Origin of the sequence: Arthrobacter sp. Soil764 (assembly GCF_001428075.1) — a bacterium.
GTDB lineage: Bacteria > Actinomycetota > Actinomycetes > Actinomycetales > Micrococcaceae > Arthrobacter.
Genome location: NZ_LMSI01000019.1, coordinates 143480 through 156967 on the forward strand (window position 1 = coordinate 143480; position 13488 = coordinate 156967).

General features: G+C 63.1%; 14 protein-coding genes. 2 read left to right on the forward strand and 12 right to left on the reverse strand.

The window, feature by feature from the left end; genetic code table 11:
- Positions 1-4: 4 nt before the first annotated feature.
- The 5 genes from ASG86_RS10365 to ASG86_RS10385 all read right to left on the reverse strand — a co-directional run bounded on the left by ASG86_RS10365 (position 5) and on the right by ASG86_RS10385 (position 4869).
- Entirely contained in the window at positions 5-934 is a 930-nt protein-coding gene (locus tag ASG86_RS10365; RefSeq protein ID WP_056333499.1) for a carbohydrate ABC transporter permease, read from the reverse strand.
- Positions 931-2391 (reverse strand): extracellular solute-binding protein, encoded by a 1461-nt coding sequence (locus tag ASG86_RS10370; RefSeq protein ID WP_056333502.1) that lies wholly within the window; start codon positions 2389-2391, stop codon positions 931-933. The genes ASG86_RS10365 and ASG86_RS10370 overlap by 4 nt, the downstream gene beginning before the upstream one ends.
- Before the next feature lie 209 nt (positions 2392-2600).
- Positions 2601-3644, reverse strand: a complete 1044-nt coding sequence (locus ASG86_RS10375) for a LacI family DNA-binding transcriptional regulator (protein ID WP_056333504.1) — start codon at positions 3642-3644, stop codon at positions 2601-2603.
- Positions 3645-3808: 164 nt separating this feature from the next.
- Entirely contained in the window at positions 3809-4285 is a 477-nt protein-coding gene (locus ASG86_RS10380; protein ID WP_056333507.1) for a hypothetical protein, read from the reverse strand.
- A gap of 134 nt (positions 4286-4419) precedes the next feature.
- Positions 4420-4869, reverse strand: a complete 450-nt coding sequence (locus ASG86_RS10385; RefSeq protein ID WP_082566755.1) for a rhodanese-like domain-containing protein — start codon at positions 4867-4869, stop codon at positions 4420-4422.
- Positions 4870-5451: 582 nt separating this feature from the next.
- On the opposite strand from ASG86_RS10385, the gene ASG86_RS10390 reads away from it, so the two are divergent.
- Positions 5452-6618: a hypothetical protein gene (locus ASG86_RS10390; protein WP_156386171.1), complete on the forward strand. Its 1167-nt coding sequence runs from the start codon at positions 5452-5454 to the stop codon at positions 6616-6618.
- Positions 6619-6661: 43 nt separating this feature from the next.
- Here ASG86_RS10390 and ASG86_RS10395 read toward each other — a convergent pair whose 3' ends face one another.
- From ASG86_RS10395 to ASG86_RS10420, 7 genes are all read right to left on the reverse strand, one after another.
- The gene (locus ASG86_RS10395; protein WP_056333514.1) at positions 6662-7264 is read right to left on the reverse strand and encodes a TMEM175 family protein; all 603 of its coding nucleotides are present in this window, start codon (positions 7262-7264) and stop codon (positions 6662-6664) included.
- A gap of 206 nt (positions 7265-7470) precedes the next feature.
- Positions 7471-7752 (reverse strand): biotin synthase auxiliary protein BsaP, encoded by a 282-nt coding sequence (gene bsaP / locus ASG86_RS21205; RefSeq protein WP_442854298.1) that lies wholly within the window; start codon positions 7750-7752, stop codon positions 7471-7473.
- A complete protein-coding gene (bioB, locus tag ASG86_RS10400) occupies positions 7749-8792 on the reverse strand; it encodes a biotin synthase BioB (protein ID WP_056333517.1) in 1044 nt (347 codons plus the stop codon). Before bioB ends, bsaP begins: the two co-directional genes overlap by 4 nt.
- A 136-nt stretch (positions 8793-8928) precedes the next feature.
- Positions 8929-9546: a TetR/AcrR family transcriptional regulator gene (locus ASG86_RS10405; protein ID WP_056333521.1), complete on the reverse strand. Its 618-nt coding sequence runs from the start codon at positions 9544-9546 to the stop codon at positions 8929-8931.
- Positions 9547-9610: 64 nt separating this feature from the next.
- The gene (locus tag ASG86_RS10410; protein WP_056333524.1) at positions 9611-10477 is read right to left on the reverse strand and encodes an alpha/beta fold hydrolase; all 867 of its coding nucleotides are present in this window, start codon (positions 10475-10477) and stop codon (positions 9611-9613) included.
- Between the two features lie 43 nt (positions 10478-10520).
- Positions 10521-11519 carry an NADP-dependent oxidoreductase gene (locus ASG86_RS10415; RefSeq protein ID WP_056333527.1) on the reverse strand — a complete coding sequence of 333 codons (999 nt, stop codon included), beginning with the start codon at positions 11517-11519 and terminating at the stop codon, positions 10521-10523.
- Positions 11520-11588: 69 nt separating this feature from the next.
- Positions 11589-12302, reverse strand: a complete 714-nt coding sequence (locus tag ASG86_RS10420; protein ID WP_056333531.1) for an SDR family oxidoreductase — start codon at positions 12300-12302, stop codon at positions 11589-11591.
- 696 nt (positions 12303-12998) lie between these two features.
- Here ASG86_RS10420 and ASG86_RS10425 point away from each other — a divergent pair.
- Positions 12999-13262: a hypothetical protein gene (locus ASG86_RS10425; RefSeq protein WP_056333533.1), complete on the forward strand. Its 264-nt coding sequence runs from the start codon at positions 12999-13001 to the stop codon at positions 13260-13262.
- The last annotated feature ends 226 nt before the right edge of the window (positions 13263-13488 follow it).

Consider the following 13488-nt stretch of genomic DNA (forward strand, 5'->3'; position numbering starts at 1 on the left):
GACCTCACTGGTAGAAGACGAAGCGGCGGCTGAGCCGGAATTGCAGGGCGGTGACGGCCAGGATCAGCACGGTCAGTACCAGGCCAATAGCCGAGGCTTCGCCGAATTCCAGTTGCTGGAAGGCGGATTCGAAGATCACCATGACGGCGGTGCGGGTGGAATCGCCGGGACCGCCGTTGGTCAGGACGTAGGGCTGGTCGAAGACCTGCAGGGCACTGATGATGGCCATGACGGAGGCGACGAGCACCGTGGGGCTGATCAGCGGAAGGGTGACATTGCTGAACTGTTTCCAGCCTGTGGCACCGTCCAGGTTCGCTGCCTCGTGCAGTTCCTTGGGGATGTTGGTCAGCGCGCCGAGGAAGAGCAGGAAGGAGAATCCGAAGTTTTGCCAGACATAGACCAGGACAACGACGGCGGCGGAGGCCGCGGGGCTGGTCAGCCACGGCACTGCGGGAATGCCGACGAGCGACAGGAGCCAGTTCACCACGCCGAACTGTTCGTTGAACATGTACCGCATGAAGATGGACACCGACGCGGCGGAAAGGACCAGGGGAAAGAAGAAGGTGGACCGGAGGAACACCCTGAGCCAGGACGGCATTCTGGCCTGCAGCATGGAAGCAAGACTGAGCGCGATGCCGAGTTGCAGGATGACCGCGACGACGACGAACACGATGGTGTTCAGGAACGACACGCGAACGGTGGGGTCCTGTGCCAGGGAGGCGAAATTGGCGAAACCGACGAACTGGGGTGCGGAAATGATGTCCCAGCGGAAGAAAGCCAGAACCAGCGATCCGATGATCGGCAGGAAAGTGAACAGGGCCATCCCCAGCAGCGTGGGCGCAAGGAAAATCATTGCCAGCCATCGCTCAACGAATGAGCGGCGCGCTGCCGGCGGTTTAAAGGTGTGGCGTGGGCCGGTGGACGTTGTGGTCATGAGTTCCTCCTCAGAGCCAGCTCGAGATCGCGCTGCAGGGTACCCATCGCGGCCCGCACATCAGCGGAGCTGCCGCTGACAGCGGTGGAAACGTTCTTCATAAGGGCAGTTTCGACGGCGGCCTGCTGGGGCGGAGCCGGGATGGGGCCGGAGGTGGGGAATTTGTCGAGGGTGTCGTAGAAGACTTTCCAATGCCTGGGTCCGGTGGCCGCGTAAAAGGACTCATTGACCATCGAACGGCGGGTGGGAGTGGTGTTCGGCTTGGGAATGGCCAACTGCATCGCCTCCCGGCTGGAGCAGAACTTAACCCATTCCCAGGCCGCGTCCTTGTCTTTGGCCGTCCGCATGATCGCATAGCCGGCAGCGCCGAACTGATGCCGTTGCGTCCGCCAGCGGGGGAAGAACTGCACATCGAACTGGTCGGCAGTCATCCCTGCTTCGTGCAGGCCCTGCGCCCAGTAACCCCCTGCCGGCGTTGCGCCGATGCGGTTGTTGCCGAACAGGCCCACCAGGGCGTTTCCGCCCCCGGATTCAGGCCGTACGCCCAGTCCTTCGGACACGAGTTCGCGGAGGTAGTCGAAGGTTTCGATAACCCGCCCGTCCTCGGCGTTGGGAGCCTGCCACAGGTAGCCGCCGCCGCGTGTGGACCGGGCTGGGTCGTTCGGGTAGAAACGGTCCCAAAGCCAGTCCCCGCCGGGAGCCTTGGTTTCGGTGAGGAAGCTGGTGTCGTTTGCGTAGAGCCACGGCACTACTCCGCCGAAAAGCCGGTTGGTCCAGTAGTACGGCGTGAAGTCGGCCGGGCGTGCTCTCCGCAGGGCGCGGAGGGTTGCGCTGAAGTCGTCCTGGGTCCAATCGTCTCTGGGGCGGTCAAGGCCTGCCTGGGCAAAGGTGGTGGTGTTCAAATACATGTTCGCCGCGTTCCAGTCCAGCGGAAGCTGGTACAGACTGCCTTGGTACATGAAGGCTTCCAACAGGCTCGGATGGACGTCGTCGAAGTAGTCCCTCATGTCCGCAGCGTCCCGGCGGACATAATCATCCAGCGGCTCGGCAAGCTTGTCCGCGAACAGCTGGGCGCCCTCGGTGGCCACGTAGACGACGTCAGGCGGTGTTCCGGCGGCCACCATGGTGAGGATTTTGGAAAAGAAGTCCTTCCAGTCTGCGCCCTGGATGGCCTGCAGCTGCACCGGAATGTCGGGGTGGGCGGAGGTAAAGGCGTTAACCAGGCCCTGCCGGGCTGCTGCGTCGGCCGAGGTGCCAAGGATGGCGATGTTCAGGGCCTTGCTCCCGCGGCCCGGAATGTCACTCCCGGTCAGTCGGGGCCAGGCGCCGACGGTGGCCCCCGCAACAGCCAGGCCGGTAAGGCCCAGCATGGAACGCCGCGTGAGCTGTGAAAGTCCGCTGCCGGACGACGGTGCATGTGGGGGACTTGTTTGTCCCGGTGTCTTTTCAGACGTCATTGTCGGCTCCTCCTAACACGTGTTAAGTAGAGTAGGTATGGCTCCTAACACGTGTCAAGTAAGGTTTTGTACTGGTGCTTTAGTGAAGGCGAATTACGTGCGCCAGGTACCTGGCCGAGCGCGCACAGCGGGCTCCGGCCGGAGGCGGGGCAGGTCATCCTTGGCCGAACATCTTCAGCAGCGAAGCAATGCGGAAACGGTCCGCCAGGTTAGCCCGCCGGGACCGCTGCAGTGGACGCCCGCGGGATGATCCGGCAGGGCATGTAGAGAATGCCTGCTTCCACTTGCTCAGCTGCCGGTGCTTTTCCTTCCACGGCATCCAACAGCAGGGACATGGCCGCTGCTCCGATTTCGGCGTGCGGAAGTGCCACCGTGGTGAGGGCGGGAACAAGGTTGGCAGCGAGGTTCTGCTGGTCGTCGTAGCCCACCACGGACAGATCCTCGGGTACACGGAGTCCGGCGGCCGCCGCGTAAAGCAAAACGCCGGTGGCAACCCTGTCGTTGGAGCAAATGACCGCCGTCGGCCGGTCTCTGCCGCCCAGGACGGAGGAAGCGGCCCGATAGCCCTCATCGATGTCCCATCCGGTCAGGTGGACGTGCTGTTGTTCACGGGCCAGCCCCGCCTCTTCCATGGCCTCACGGTAACCCTGCTCGCGCTGCGGAGCAGCGGGCGAGCTGAGTGTTCCGGTCAACAGGGTGATGCGGCGGTGGCCCAGGTCAAGAAGCAACCGTGCCGCAGCGCGTCCGCCGTCGATCTCTCCCGGTATTACCGACTGGAGCCGCGAGCCGGCATCGGTGCAATTGGCCAGAATGGCTGGCAGGGTGAGCATCGCCGGCGGGGCGGTAATTTCGCGCAGGCTGCCGGTGGCGTACATGATTCCGTCGACCTGCCGGTGCACGAGTTGCTGCGCCGCAGCGCCATCGCGGGCCGTGTCATGTTCTGTGTCCACCACCAGGACCATGTATCCGCGGGCCAAGGCTGTGCGCGACGCGCCGCTGATCAGCCGGCCGGCGAAGGGGCTGGTGACGATGTCATCCGTGATGATGCCGATCGTTGAGGTCTGCTGGTTGCGCAGGCTGACGGCAACGGAGTTGGGCGTGTAATTTAGCTCCGCCGCAGCGCGGAGCACCCTCTCCTGACGTTCGGCAGTGACGTTGCCGTCCGCCCTGCCGTTTAGTACCAGTGACACCGCACTGCGGGACACCCCCGCCCGTCGTGCCACATCCAGTGCCGTTGCTTTGCGTTTGGCCATGCTGATCCATCCCCTGCCTTTGGGCTTAGCATACCTAACTCGTGTGAGGCCAGGCCGCCTTGGCTTAGGCCACGATGAGGGGGGCCTGCAGGGTAAAGGAACGTTCTGATGCCCTGTCCGTTGGGGCCGGGCAACCAGGGGAACGTCCGGCGCTTGCCGGTGGCCTATTTCGTCGTCGTCCCAGCGTGTCCGAACCGCTCCCGGGCAATTCTGGCGGACGTGCCGAGGGCAGCACCGATAACCTCCCAGGAGTCCCCGTTTGCGCGGGCGGCGCTGACAGCGGCGTCCAGCTCGGCCTGGGCCTTCACGGCGGCGGAACGGGCAGTGGTGATCCGGCGGAAGCCAGCGGCGTCTCTCTCCAGGTGCGGTGCCGGACTCAGACGGAGGACCGTACCACCTATCCGCAGCGGTGCGGCCAGGTGCTCGACGTGCAGGACGTACTCTTCTTCGGACCCGCGCTGAACATAAAGGGTAAGGACGGTCTTTCCCTCGCCGTCGTCAAAGTCCACTTTCCCGTAGCTCTCACTCGGGCCAACAGGCCACAGCCGCGGCTTCAACCGCTCTCCCGCTTCGTCCTGGGTGGGCTCGTAGGCGTGCCCTCCGTGCCGGAAGTTGAGGGCCTGTGGTTCGCGAGGGGTCATGTTGACGTTCTCCTTCCAGTACAGATACCAGTAGAAGCTATTGCGGCTTGAAGCACACGAGTACCTGGTACTCGATCCTCCCGTCCAAGACCTGGAAGACGGCGTACCTGTGCTGGGCGTATCCGGCGCGGGTTTTAGTCGGACTGCTTGCGCAGCGCTGCCCAGGCCTGGAAACCGCCGATCAGGTCGGTGGCACGTTTCAGCCCCAGCCGTTGCAGCGTGTGCGCGGCGAGGCTGGAGCTGTAGCCCTCGTTGCAGACAAGGATGACCCGGCGGCCGGGATCGTCCGCGATCGGGAGCCGGTGGGGGCTGGAAGGATCGAGCCGCCACTCGACGACATTTCGGTCAATGACGACAGCTCCGGGAAGGTCACCGTCGCGGTCCCGCTGATCGACAGGGCGTGTGTCCACAACAAAGGCGCCCGCTGCCATCTCCCGCTCGAGATCCGAAGGGTGAACGCGTTCGAGCCCGACCCGGCTCTCGATTAGTAATTGATCGATGGTCAGAGCCGCAGGGGAATCGCTCGGATCTGAACGGGGCTGACCAACGCCTGCGCCGTCGCCGGGAATATCAAACTGCTTCACGGTTTTGCCCGCCTTCTGCTGATCGCTCCATCGTTCCACCCTGAAGTGAACGAGGACTAGCTCTTTGTCCCCATTACAAGGGTATGGAGAGAATCGGGGCAACGTGCGCCAGTAAGGAGATAAAGGCCATGCATGGTCCTGTTGTCGCCTCCCGTTGATATTCACACCTCGCCCAGCGCCTGCTCGTCGGCGGAAAGGGGAGTTGGAACGTGGCTACCTAACGGGCCCCCTTCAGCCTCCCCTTTTTTGCTCCGCTGCCATTCAGGGTATGCCGGGCGGACGAATGGCGGACGTACAGTGTTCCTGCCTGGAGGTGATGAAGTGGCCTCCCCGTCGTCGTCCACTGGCGGCATTCCCATCGCCACGAACTGGCACCGGCAATTCATGGGTACAGCCGTTGCACCTGAAGGAATTAATCAACAAAAAGAATTAGTCCACCGACATAACTCTGAGGGGACCGTTATGCGTCTGCTACGCCTTTTCATCGCTCTGTTAGTCGCGGCGGCCGGCGCTGTCGCACTCCCCGTGCCCGCCCAGGCCGCCGACATCGGAATTCCCGGGCCGTCCTACGCAGGGGACGGCGTGAAAACCCCGACCGCTGACAAGGCCCAAAGCAAGCTTTGGTTCCAGGACGGGAGCTGGTGGGGGCTGCTGTGGAGCCCGTCAGCACATGCCACGACAATTCACAGGCTCGACGTCGCAACACAGGCGTGGCAGGATACGGGAACGGTTGTTGACGCACGGCCGAATGCGCGCGGTGACGCGCTATGGGACGCAAAGGACGGCAAGCTCTATGTCGTGTCCGGCACCACTGTGCGCTCGGAGTGGAGCTCGCCACCATCCAAGGACGCGGTGACCTCCGGGTCCGCAATGCTTCACCGCTTCAGCTACAACTCAGCGACGAAGACCTACTCAGAAGACGCCGGGTTCCCCGTCACCCTTCACAAGGGGAGTACGGAATCGATAACAGTCGCCAAAGACTCCCTCGGCAAGCTATGGGTGACCTACACCACCGTTTCGTCCGACAACAGCAACCGTGTCTACGTCAACCACTCGACCACCAGCGACACGGAGTGGGCCACTCCCTTCGTCCTGCCCACAACCAACGCCCAGGTGCACTACGACGACATCTCCGCAGTCACGTCCTTCCAGGGGGACAAGATTGGCATCATGTGGAGTAACCAGAAGCCCGGGCAAAAGAAGTTCTACTTTGCCGTTCATCAGGACGGCCAGCCGGACAAGTCGTGGCAGACGGAGGTGGCCTACGGCGGAGGAAAGAACTGCAAAGGCGGATGCGCAAACGACCATCTGAACCTCAGGCAGCTGACAAGCGACGGCAGCGGGCGTCTTTACGCTGCAATCAAGACAGCCAATCGAAACGCAGGCCAGACGTTGGTGGCGCTCCTGGTGCGCGACGGCAAAGGCGACTGGACCAGCGCTGAATTCGGTGAGGTGCAGGACCTCCATACCCGGCCCATGGTCATGATCGACGAGGAACACGGCCAGGTCTGGATGTTCGCGGTCGCACCCGAGGTGGGCGGCACCATCTATTACAAGAAATCGCCGCTTAACAACGTTTCCTTCGCGCCCGGCGCCGGCACACCGATTATCAGCAGCAGTACCGACACAGACATCAACGACCCCACGTCAACCAAACAAAACGTCACCAGCCAGACCGGCCTGGTGGTGTTGGCATCCGCGAGAAACAACGCCCGGTACTGGCACGCCTACATCGACCTCAGGGGCTAAAGCAGAACGTGGGCGGGAATTTCTTTGGCCTGCCCGTGCCGCCCTAGCCGTTTCTGAAGTCACTGTCGTGGGTCGAAGCGACGAAATGTTCCACGCGCCGGTCCGGCACCAGCCAGATCAGCGCCACGACTGTATAGACGGCAATCCCGAGCAGGGGCTGGACAAGGGTAAGCCCGATGCCAAGGAGATAGATCAGCGGGGAAGCTTTGCCTTTCCAGTCCCGGCCGACAGCCTTGGCGAGGGCCCCGTTCCTGCCCTGCACGGCGATCAGCCGGCGTTCGAGGATGAAGTAGGCGATCGCGGCTAACAGCAGATTGATGCCGTAAAGCAGGACAGGGACCTGCATGAAGCCGGATTCATCCATCCACCGTGTGGTGAACGGAAACAGCGACAGCCAGAACAAAAGGTGAAGGTTGGCCCATAGGATCCCGCCGTTCACTCGGCTCGCCAGGTGGATCATGTGGTGGTGGTTGTTCCAGTAGATGCCCACGTACACGAAACTCAGCAAGTAACTGAACAAGGTGGGCAGGATACCCGCCACACCCTCCCACGTTGGCTCCTCGGGGACGTGAAGTTCCAGCACCATGATGGTGATGATGATTGCCAGGACGCCGTCGCTGAATGCTTCGAGCCGGTTCTTGTTCATGAAGTGGGTTCCTTCGGAAGGCTCACTGATGGCTACTTATGCAGTGTGCGATTGAGCGTTGCGGCGCCCTGGGCCCGGCAATGACGAGCTTGCTACCCAGCCAGCCTAACGCGAGGCCGGCCAAGGCTATTTCTTCACTCGCCGCTGCTGTGCCAGGGGCCGACCGCCAAAACCCAAGATGGTCCCCTGCATCAGGCCCACGCCGCTCATGACGTACGCACTCCGTGGCGGGAGCACTCCGCCGTCCAGCCCAGCGGTGTCACCTGTACCTTCATCCGGCGCCCGCAGGCCGCGCAGTAGCGCGGCGGCTCCATCGTCAGGCGCTCGCCGCAGCGGTGGTGAACGTACGACGGCGGCCCGTCGCCGCCGTCGTACGCCTCGCCGCAGTGCCCGCAAAAGTTTCCCGCGGCTGACCTCGTCACGCCTGGGGCCACGACCGCAGGGTTCCCTGGCCGAGCTTGCGAGGTTAGGGAGCGGTTGGGGATCACAGCGTCTTCTGGAGTTCCTTGATGGGCATGTTGAGGTCCACGAGCAGGTTCAGGTCTGCGGTGGCAGGGCGGCCCAGCGTGGTGAGGTAATTGCCCACGATGACGGCGTTGATTCCGCCGAGCAGGCCATCGCGGGTCCCGAGGTCACCCAAGGTGAGCTCGCGGCCGCCCGCGTACCTCAGCACGGTGCGGGGCATGGCCAGGCGGAAGGCGGCGGTGGCGCGGAGGGCATCCTTGCCGTCCATGATGCCCTGGTTTTCCAGTGGTGTTCCGGGCCGGGGATTGAGGAAGTTGAGCGGTACCTCGTGGGGCTCCAGTGCCGCGAGCTGGGCGGCGAGTTCGGCCCGCTGCTCCAGGCTTTCGCCCATGCCGATCAGGGCGCCGCAGCACAGTTCCATGCCCGCTTCCTTGACCATGGCGCAGGTCTCCAGCCGTTCCTCATAGGTGTGGGTGGTGACCACTTCCGGGAAGTAGCTGCGCGCTGTTTCCAGGTTGTGGTTGTAGCGGTGGACACCCCAGTCCTTGAGCTGGTCCACCTGGCGCTGGGTGAGCATGCCCAGCGAGCACGCGATGTTGATGTCCACCTCTGCTGTGATGCGTTCGATGGCGAACTTGATCTGGTTCATCAGCTTGATGTCGGGTCCGCGGACGGCTGCGACGATGCAGAACTCGGTGGCTCCGGTGGCAGCTGTTTCCTTGGCGGCCTTGACCAGTTCCGGGATATCCAGCCAGACACCGCGGACGGGGGAGTCGAAGAGGCCCGACTGGCTGCAGAAGTGGCAATCCTCGGGGCAGCCACCGGTCTTGATGGAGATGATGCCTTCCACCTCCACGTCCTCGCCGCAGTGCCGGAGCCGGACCTGGTGCGCCAGTTCCAGCGCCGCGGGAAGCGCTTCGTCCGGAAGGCGGAGGACCTCTTTGAGCTGTGTCTGGCTCAGGCCGACGCCGTCCTCGAGGACCTGCACGCGGGCGGTCTCGAGGATCTCATACCCTGTGACGGTCCCGGAGGCCGCATCGGTGGAAAAGTCTGCCTGGTTCATCTTCAAGTGGTCCTTCACGTCTGCTTGGAATATCCCTCAGAGCAGACGCTAGTTCTCCTTCGGCGACCCTGTTTTGGAGGGGTTCAACAAAGAACCAAGGGATTTGCCCACCGAAGGGCTCCACCACAGAACCGGCTCAGGACTGTCCTGCGTCTCCGGGAACAAGCAGCCGGACCTGGGTCCTGATGTCCTGCACGATGTCCTCGATACGGGTGGCGGGATCGGGGCTTCCCGCCATGCCGAGGAACATGATCGCCGAGACGATGTGGGCTGTGGTGGCAGCGTCAGCAGCGCTGAGCCTGCCCCTGCGTGCCAGGACGGCAGCGATGGCCTCCTCAGTTTGCGCGACGATGTGCAGGGCTTCCCGATGGCGTGGCTCCATGGAATCGCCGAAGACCATCTCCTTCAGGTAGGTGCGCCCGTTCTCCACCTGGAACCGGTTGCACTCCACGATCGGCTGCAGGATGGCCATCACGGCATCGAGTTGATCCGGAATGGTTTCAGCGGCGGCGCGGCCCCGCTCCAGCGCTTCGGCGTAGTGGGCATTCTGGACCAGCAGAAGGAGCTCGCCTTTGGACTTCGCGTAGAGGAACAGGGTGCCGGTGCCGATATCGGCCTTGTCGGCGATCTGCTGGGTTGTCACTTCCTCCACGCCATGTTCGGAGAACAGTTCACTGGCTGCGGCGGTGATGCGGTCCAGCTTCTGCTGCTTGTTCCGCTCGCGCCGCCCGGTGGACCGGGAAGCGACAGGCATGGGGACTCCTTGGGCGATTAACTGACCGGGCTCAGTTAGGAGTATAGGGCGCGGGTGCGCTGGATCAGTTGCCAAGGAATTCGACGGCGGTACGGGCGAATGCAGCATGGTGCTGGAAGATGCCGCCATGGCCGGAGTCGGGGTAGATGATCAGCTCGGATCCTTCGATCCGGCGGTGAAGGTCATTGGAGAGGACGGATGGCACCATGCGGTCGTTGTCACCGTTGGCGATAAGGGTGGGAAGGGCAAGCGCGGACAGGTCCGACGGCGCGGAGCGGCCAAACTTTTGGATTGCCTTCAGCTGGGTCTGGAATGCGCTGGTGCTGACCGGCTTGTCACGGTCCTCGGTGCGTTCCTTCAGCCGGTTAATGAAAGCCCTCGCGGCGGCCTTGCCGGTGGCGTTGCGGTTGAAGAACAGGAACTCCTTGGGGTCTGACCGCGTCAGGGTGGCTCGGAAGATGTCCCAGTAGGTGGTGAACACCACCTTGTCCATATCCTTGCCGCCGCGTGGGCCCGTCCCCGCCAGCACAAGCCTGCGGACCAGGTGGGGATGCTTGAGGGCCAGGTCCTGGGCGATCATGCCACCCATCGAAAACGAAAAGACGTCGATCCTGCTCAAGCGAAGCGCCGTGAGAAAGCTGTAGGCGTCGTCGGCCATTGCCTCGATGCTGTCCGGAACCCGCCCGCTCGAGGCGCCGACACCGGGTTGGTCAAAGGTGATGACGTGGCGGTACCGGGCAATGGGATCGATGATTCGTGGATCCCAGTTGTCCATCGTTGCCGCGAGGTGCACGAAGAACACGACAGGGATGCCGCCCTTTGGTCCCAACTCCCGGTAGGAGTAGGTGTTGCCGTCTGCAGTAATGGTTTTGGCAGGTGCTTTAACGTACGAGGTGACGGTTGAGTCGTGCGGGGTGCCGGTGCTGTCCATGGCGGTTTTCTCCTGATGTGTCTGGGTGAATGGTCGACGGCGGTCAGCCGGCGATGGTGATCACGGCTTTGCCGCGGATTCCGCCCTTGCCGAGGGATTCGAGTGCCTGGGGCGTGTGGTTGAAATCGAAGACTTCGCCAACCACGGGGCGCAGTACGCCGGCATCAACCAGGGCGCTGATCCTGCGCAGCTGGTCGCCGCTGGCCCGCATGAAAAGGAACTCATAGCTGACGCCGAGCTTCCTGACCTGCCGCCGAACCTTGCCGCTGAGCACGGCGACCGCCAGCCGCAGCACGGGGTTCAGGCCGGCTTTGCGGGCAAACGCGGGGTCCGGTGGTCCGGAGATCCCGATGGCCTTGCCTCCGGGCTTGAGGATGCGGAGTGACTTCTCGAGGTTCTCCCCGCCGATGCTGTCCAGCGCGAGGTCGTAGCCGGTCAGGAGCTGTTCGAAGTCTTGGTTGCGGTAGTCGATCACGATGTCCGCTCCGAGACCGCGGACGAAGTCGGCGTTGGAGCCGCTGGCGGTGGTTGCGACGGTTGCGCCAAGGTACTTTGCGAGTTGGATGGCGATCGACCCCACTCCGCCGGCTCCGGCATGAATGAGCACTTTCTGCCCGGGCTGCACGTTGCCCTGCTCGACCAGGGCCTGCCAGGCCGTGAGCGCAACGAGCGGCAGTGAGCCGGCCTCCTCCATGCTGGCGGTGGCGGGTTTCAGCGCCAGGTCATCCTCAGCGACGGCGATGCGCTGGGCGAAAGTGCCGATCCGGTCCGTGGAGGGGCGGGCATAGACCTCATCGCCAGGCTTGAAATCCCGCACCTTGGATCCGGTGCGGATGACGGTACCGGCGAGATCGTGGCCGAGGACCAGCGGGAGCTTATAAGGGAGGACCTGCTTGAACTCGCCTGCCCGGATCTTGTCGTCCAACTGGTTTAAGCCCGCCGCCTCCACACGGACCAGGACATCCCGGTCTCCGACGATCGGCTCAGCGATGTCCGCTTCGCGCAGCGGCTCCCTGTACTTGTTGATGATGAATGCGCGCATGCCTTACCGCTCCTTTTGGGTCAAGCTGTTGATTAGTTGCTGGCGTTGGTGCAGCGATATCCGGAAGTCTTAGGCCCTGTGGTTCGCCAGCTGTGGGTACATTGCCTCGATGGGGGCGCTAAGTCCCGCCTTGAGCTGCACGGAGGTTTCGTCGGCAAGAACCTCGTACTCGCCGGCTTCAACCGCATCCATGACGGTCCGTACCAAGTCGGCCGGATCCATTTTGGGATCAGTGGCGTGAGCGGCCATGGCCGTATCGACGTATCCAACATGGACGCCCACCACATGGACCCCCTTGGGTGCGAGTTCCAGGCGCAGCGAGTTGGTTGCGGACCAGAGCGCGGCCTTGGTTGCGCTGTAAATGCCGCCCACCGCGTACCAGCTCATTGCCGAGTGGATGTCGATGATCACGGCGTTGGCCTTTGCGGAAAGGATCGGCGCGAATGCTCGGGCGAGGAACAGCGGTCCGAGGAAGTTTGTCTCGACGTTGTTCCGGATTTCCGCGTCGGTGTGGCTAAGGATGCCCGGAGTTACCACGCCGGCTCCGGCATTGTTGATCAACACCGTCACATCGCCGGCTGCCTGGACGGCGGCCTGGATGGAAGAGGGGTCGGTGACGTCCAGTGCAAGCGGGACGATGCGGTCGTCCTCCCAGTCGCGGGGGTTACGGGCGGTGGCGTAGACCTTGCTCGCGCCCCTCTCGAGGGCGTCGCGGACGAAGCGGGTTCCGATGCCGCCGTTTGCACCGGTGACCAGAACAACTGCTCGGATGAATGAGGACATTGCGTAAACCTTCTTCTGATGGGGCTCCGGTTACGCCGGATGGTGCCGATGCAAGAGACTGACACTGATCATAACTGAGCATAGTCAGATTCTATTCCGGGCCGAAGAGTCCAGAAGTTGACCGGCTCTGCGGCCGAGTTAGGCCTCAACCGGTTACGAGTACTCCGCCCACTGCGCCTGTCCATGACGTGTCGCCCGGAACCGGCATCGCCCCAAAGCCCCTCGCTGGGCCGTCCAGGGGTCCTTCCTCAAGAAGGACCACGGGCCCCGGGGCCGCCCCAAGGAGCCCATCCAGCTCGGCGTAGTTCCTAACCTCGCGCTCCAGGATCAGCGGGTCAATGTAAGGAACAGGCGACACCGCCGACGGCGCCGGGCCGGTTGTGGGACTGTCAACGGGCTCCTTGTATTCCTAAGAGCACCCCGCGGCTCCGCCAAGGGCAACCAGCATGCACAAGGCGAAGGCAAGTTCAGGTGGCCTGTCTTTCCATCCCACATTTCCATCTGAACACGCCCCGGGGGCTAAGGCAACGGTCCGCCATTGACAGCACCCCCGGACCGGAGTAACACGGCCAATGGTGGGACCAATCCCGGGCCGCCGCAGAAAAATGTGCATGCACCGTCAGGGCAGAGGTGCCGTCCGCCAGGGGAGCACCGGGCCCAGGCCAACGGTGCGGCACGCTTCAAAGGAGAAGCGCCATGACCGTTGCCCACATCCTTCACCGTGTTGCCGACTACGACGCGTGGCGCAAAGTCTACGACTCGGTCGGCGACATGCAGAAAGACGGCGGGGTTACCCAGGAATCGGTCCACCGCGTGGTCGATGATCCGAACAACGTCCTCGTCATTCATCATTTCGACACCGTGGAAACCGCAAGGGCGTTCCTCGGTAGAAGCGATCTGCGTGACGCCATGCACCGCAGCGGCGTCCAGGGCGAACCACGCATCGAGCTCTTCGAATAACGTCATTCCTCAGGTTCCCGCCGTGCGGGCTCTGCCCGCCGGAAGGCCCTGCCGAGCGCTGGTCGACGGTCGACAATAAGCCCAACCTCAAGATTGAAGCAATAAGTCCCGATGCTGGACGAAATACCTTCCGTCTGCCCGTAGTGCTTTTTAGAGTGTCCGTACACGCATTACGTCGGGGATGTTCCCCGAAAAAGCAGGTCAAGGGGGGCCATGAGCACAAGCA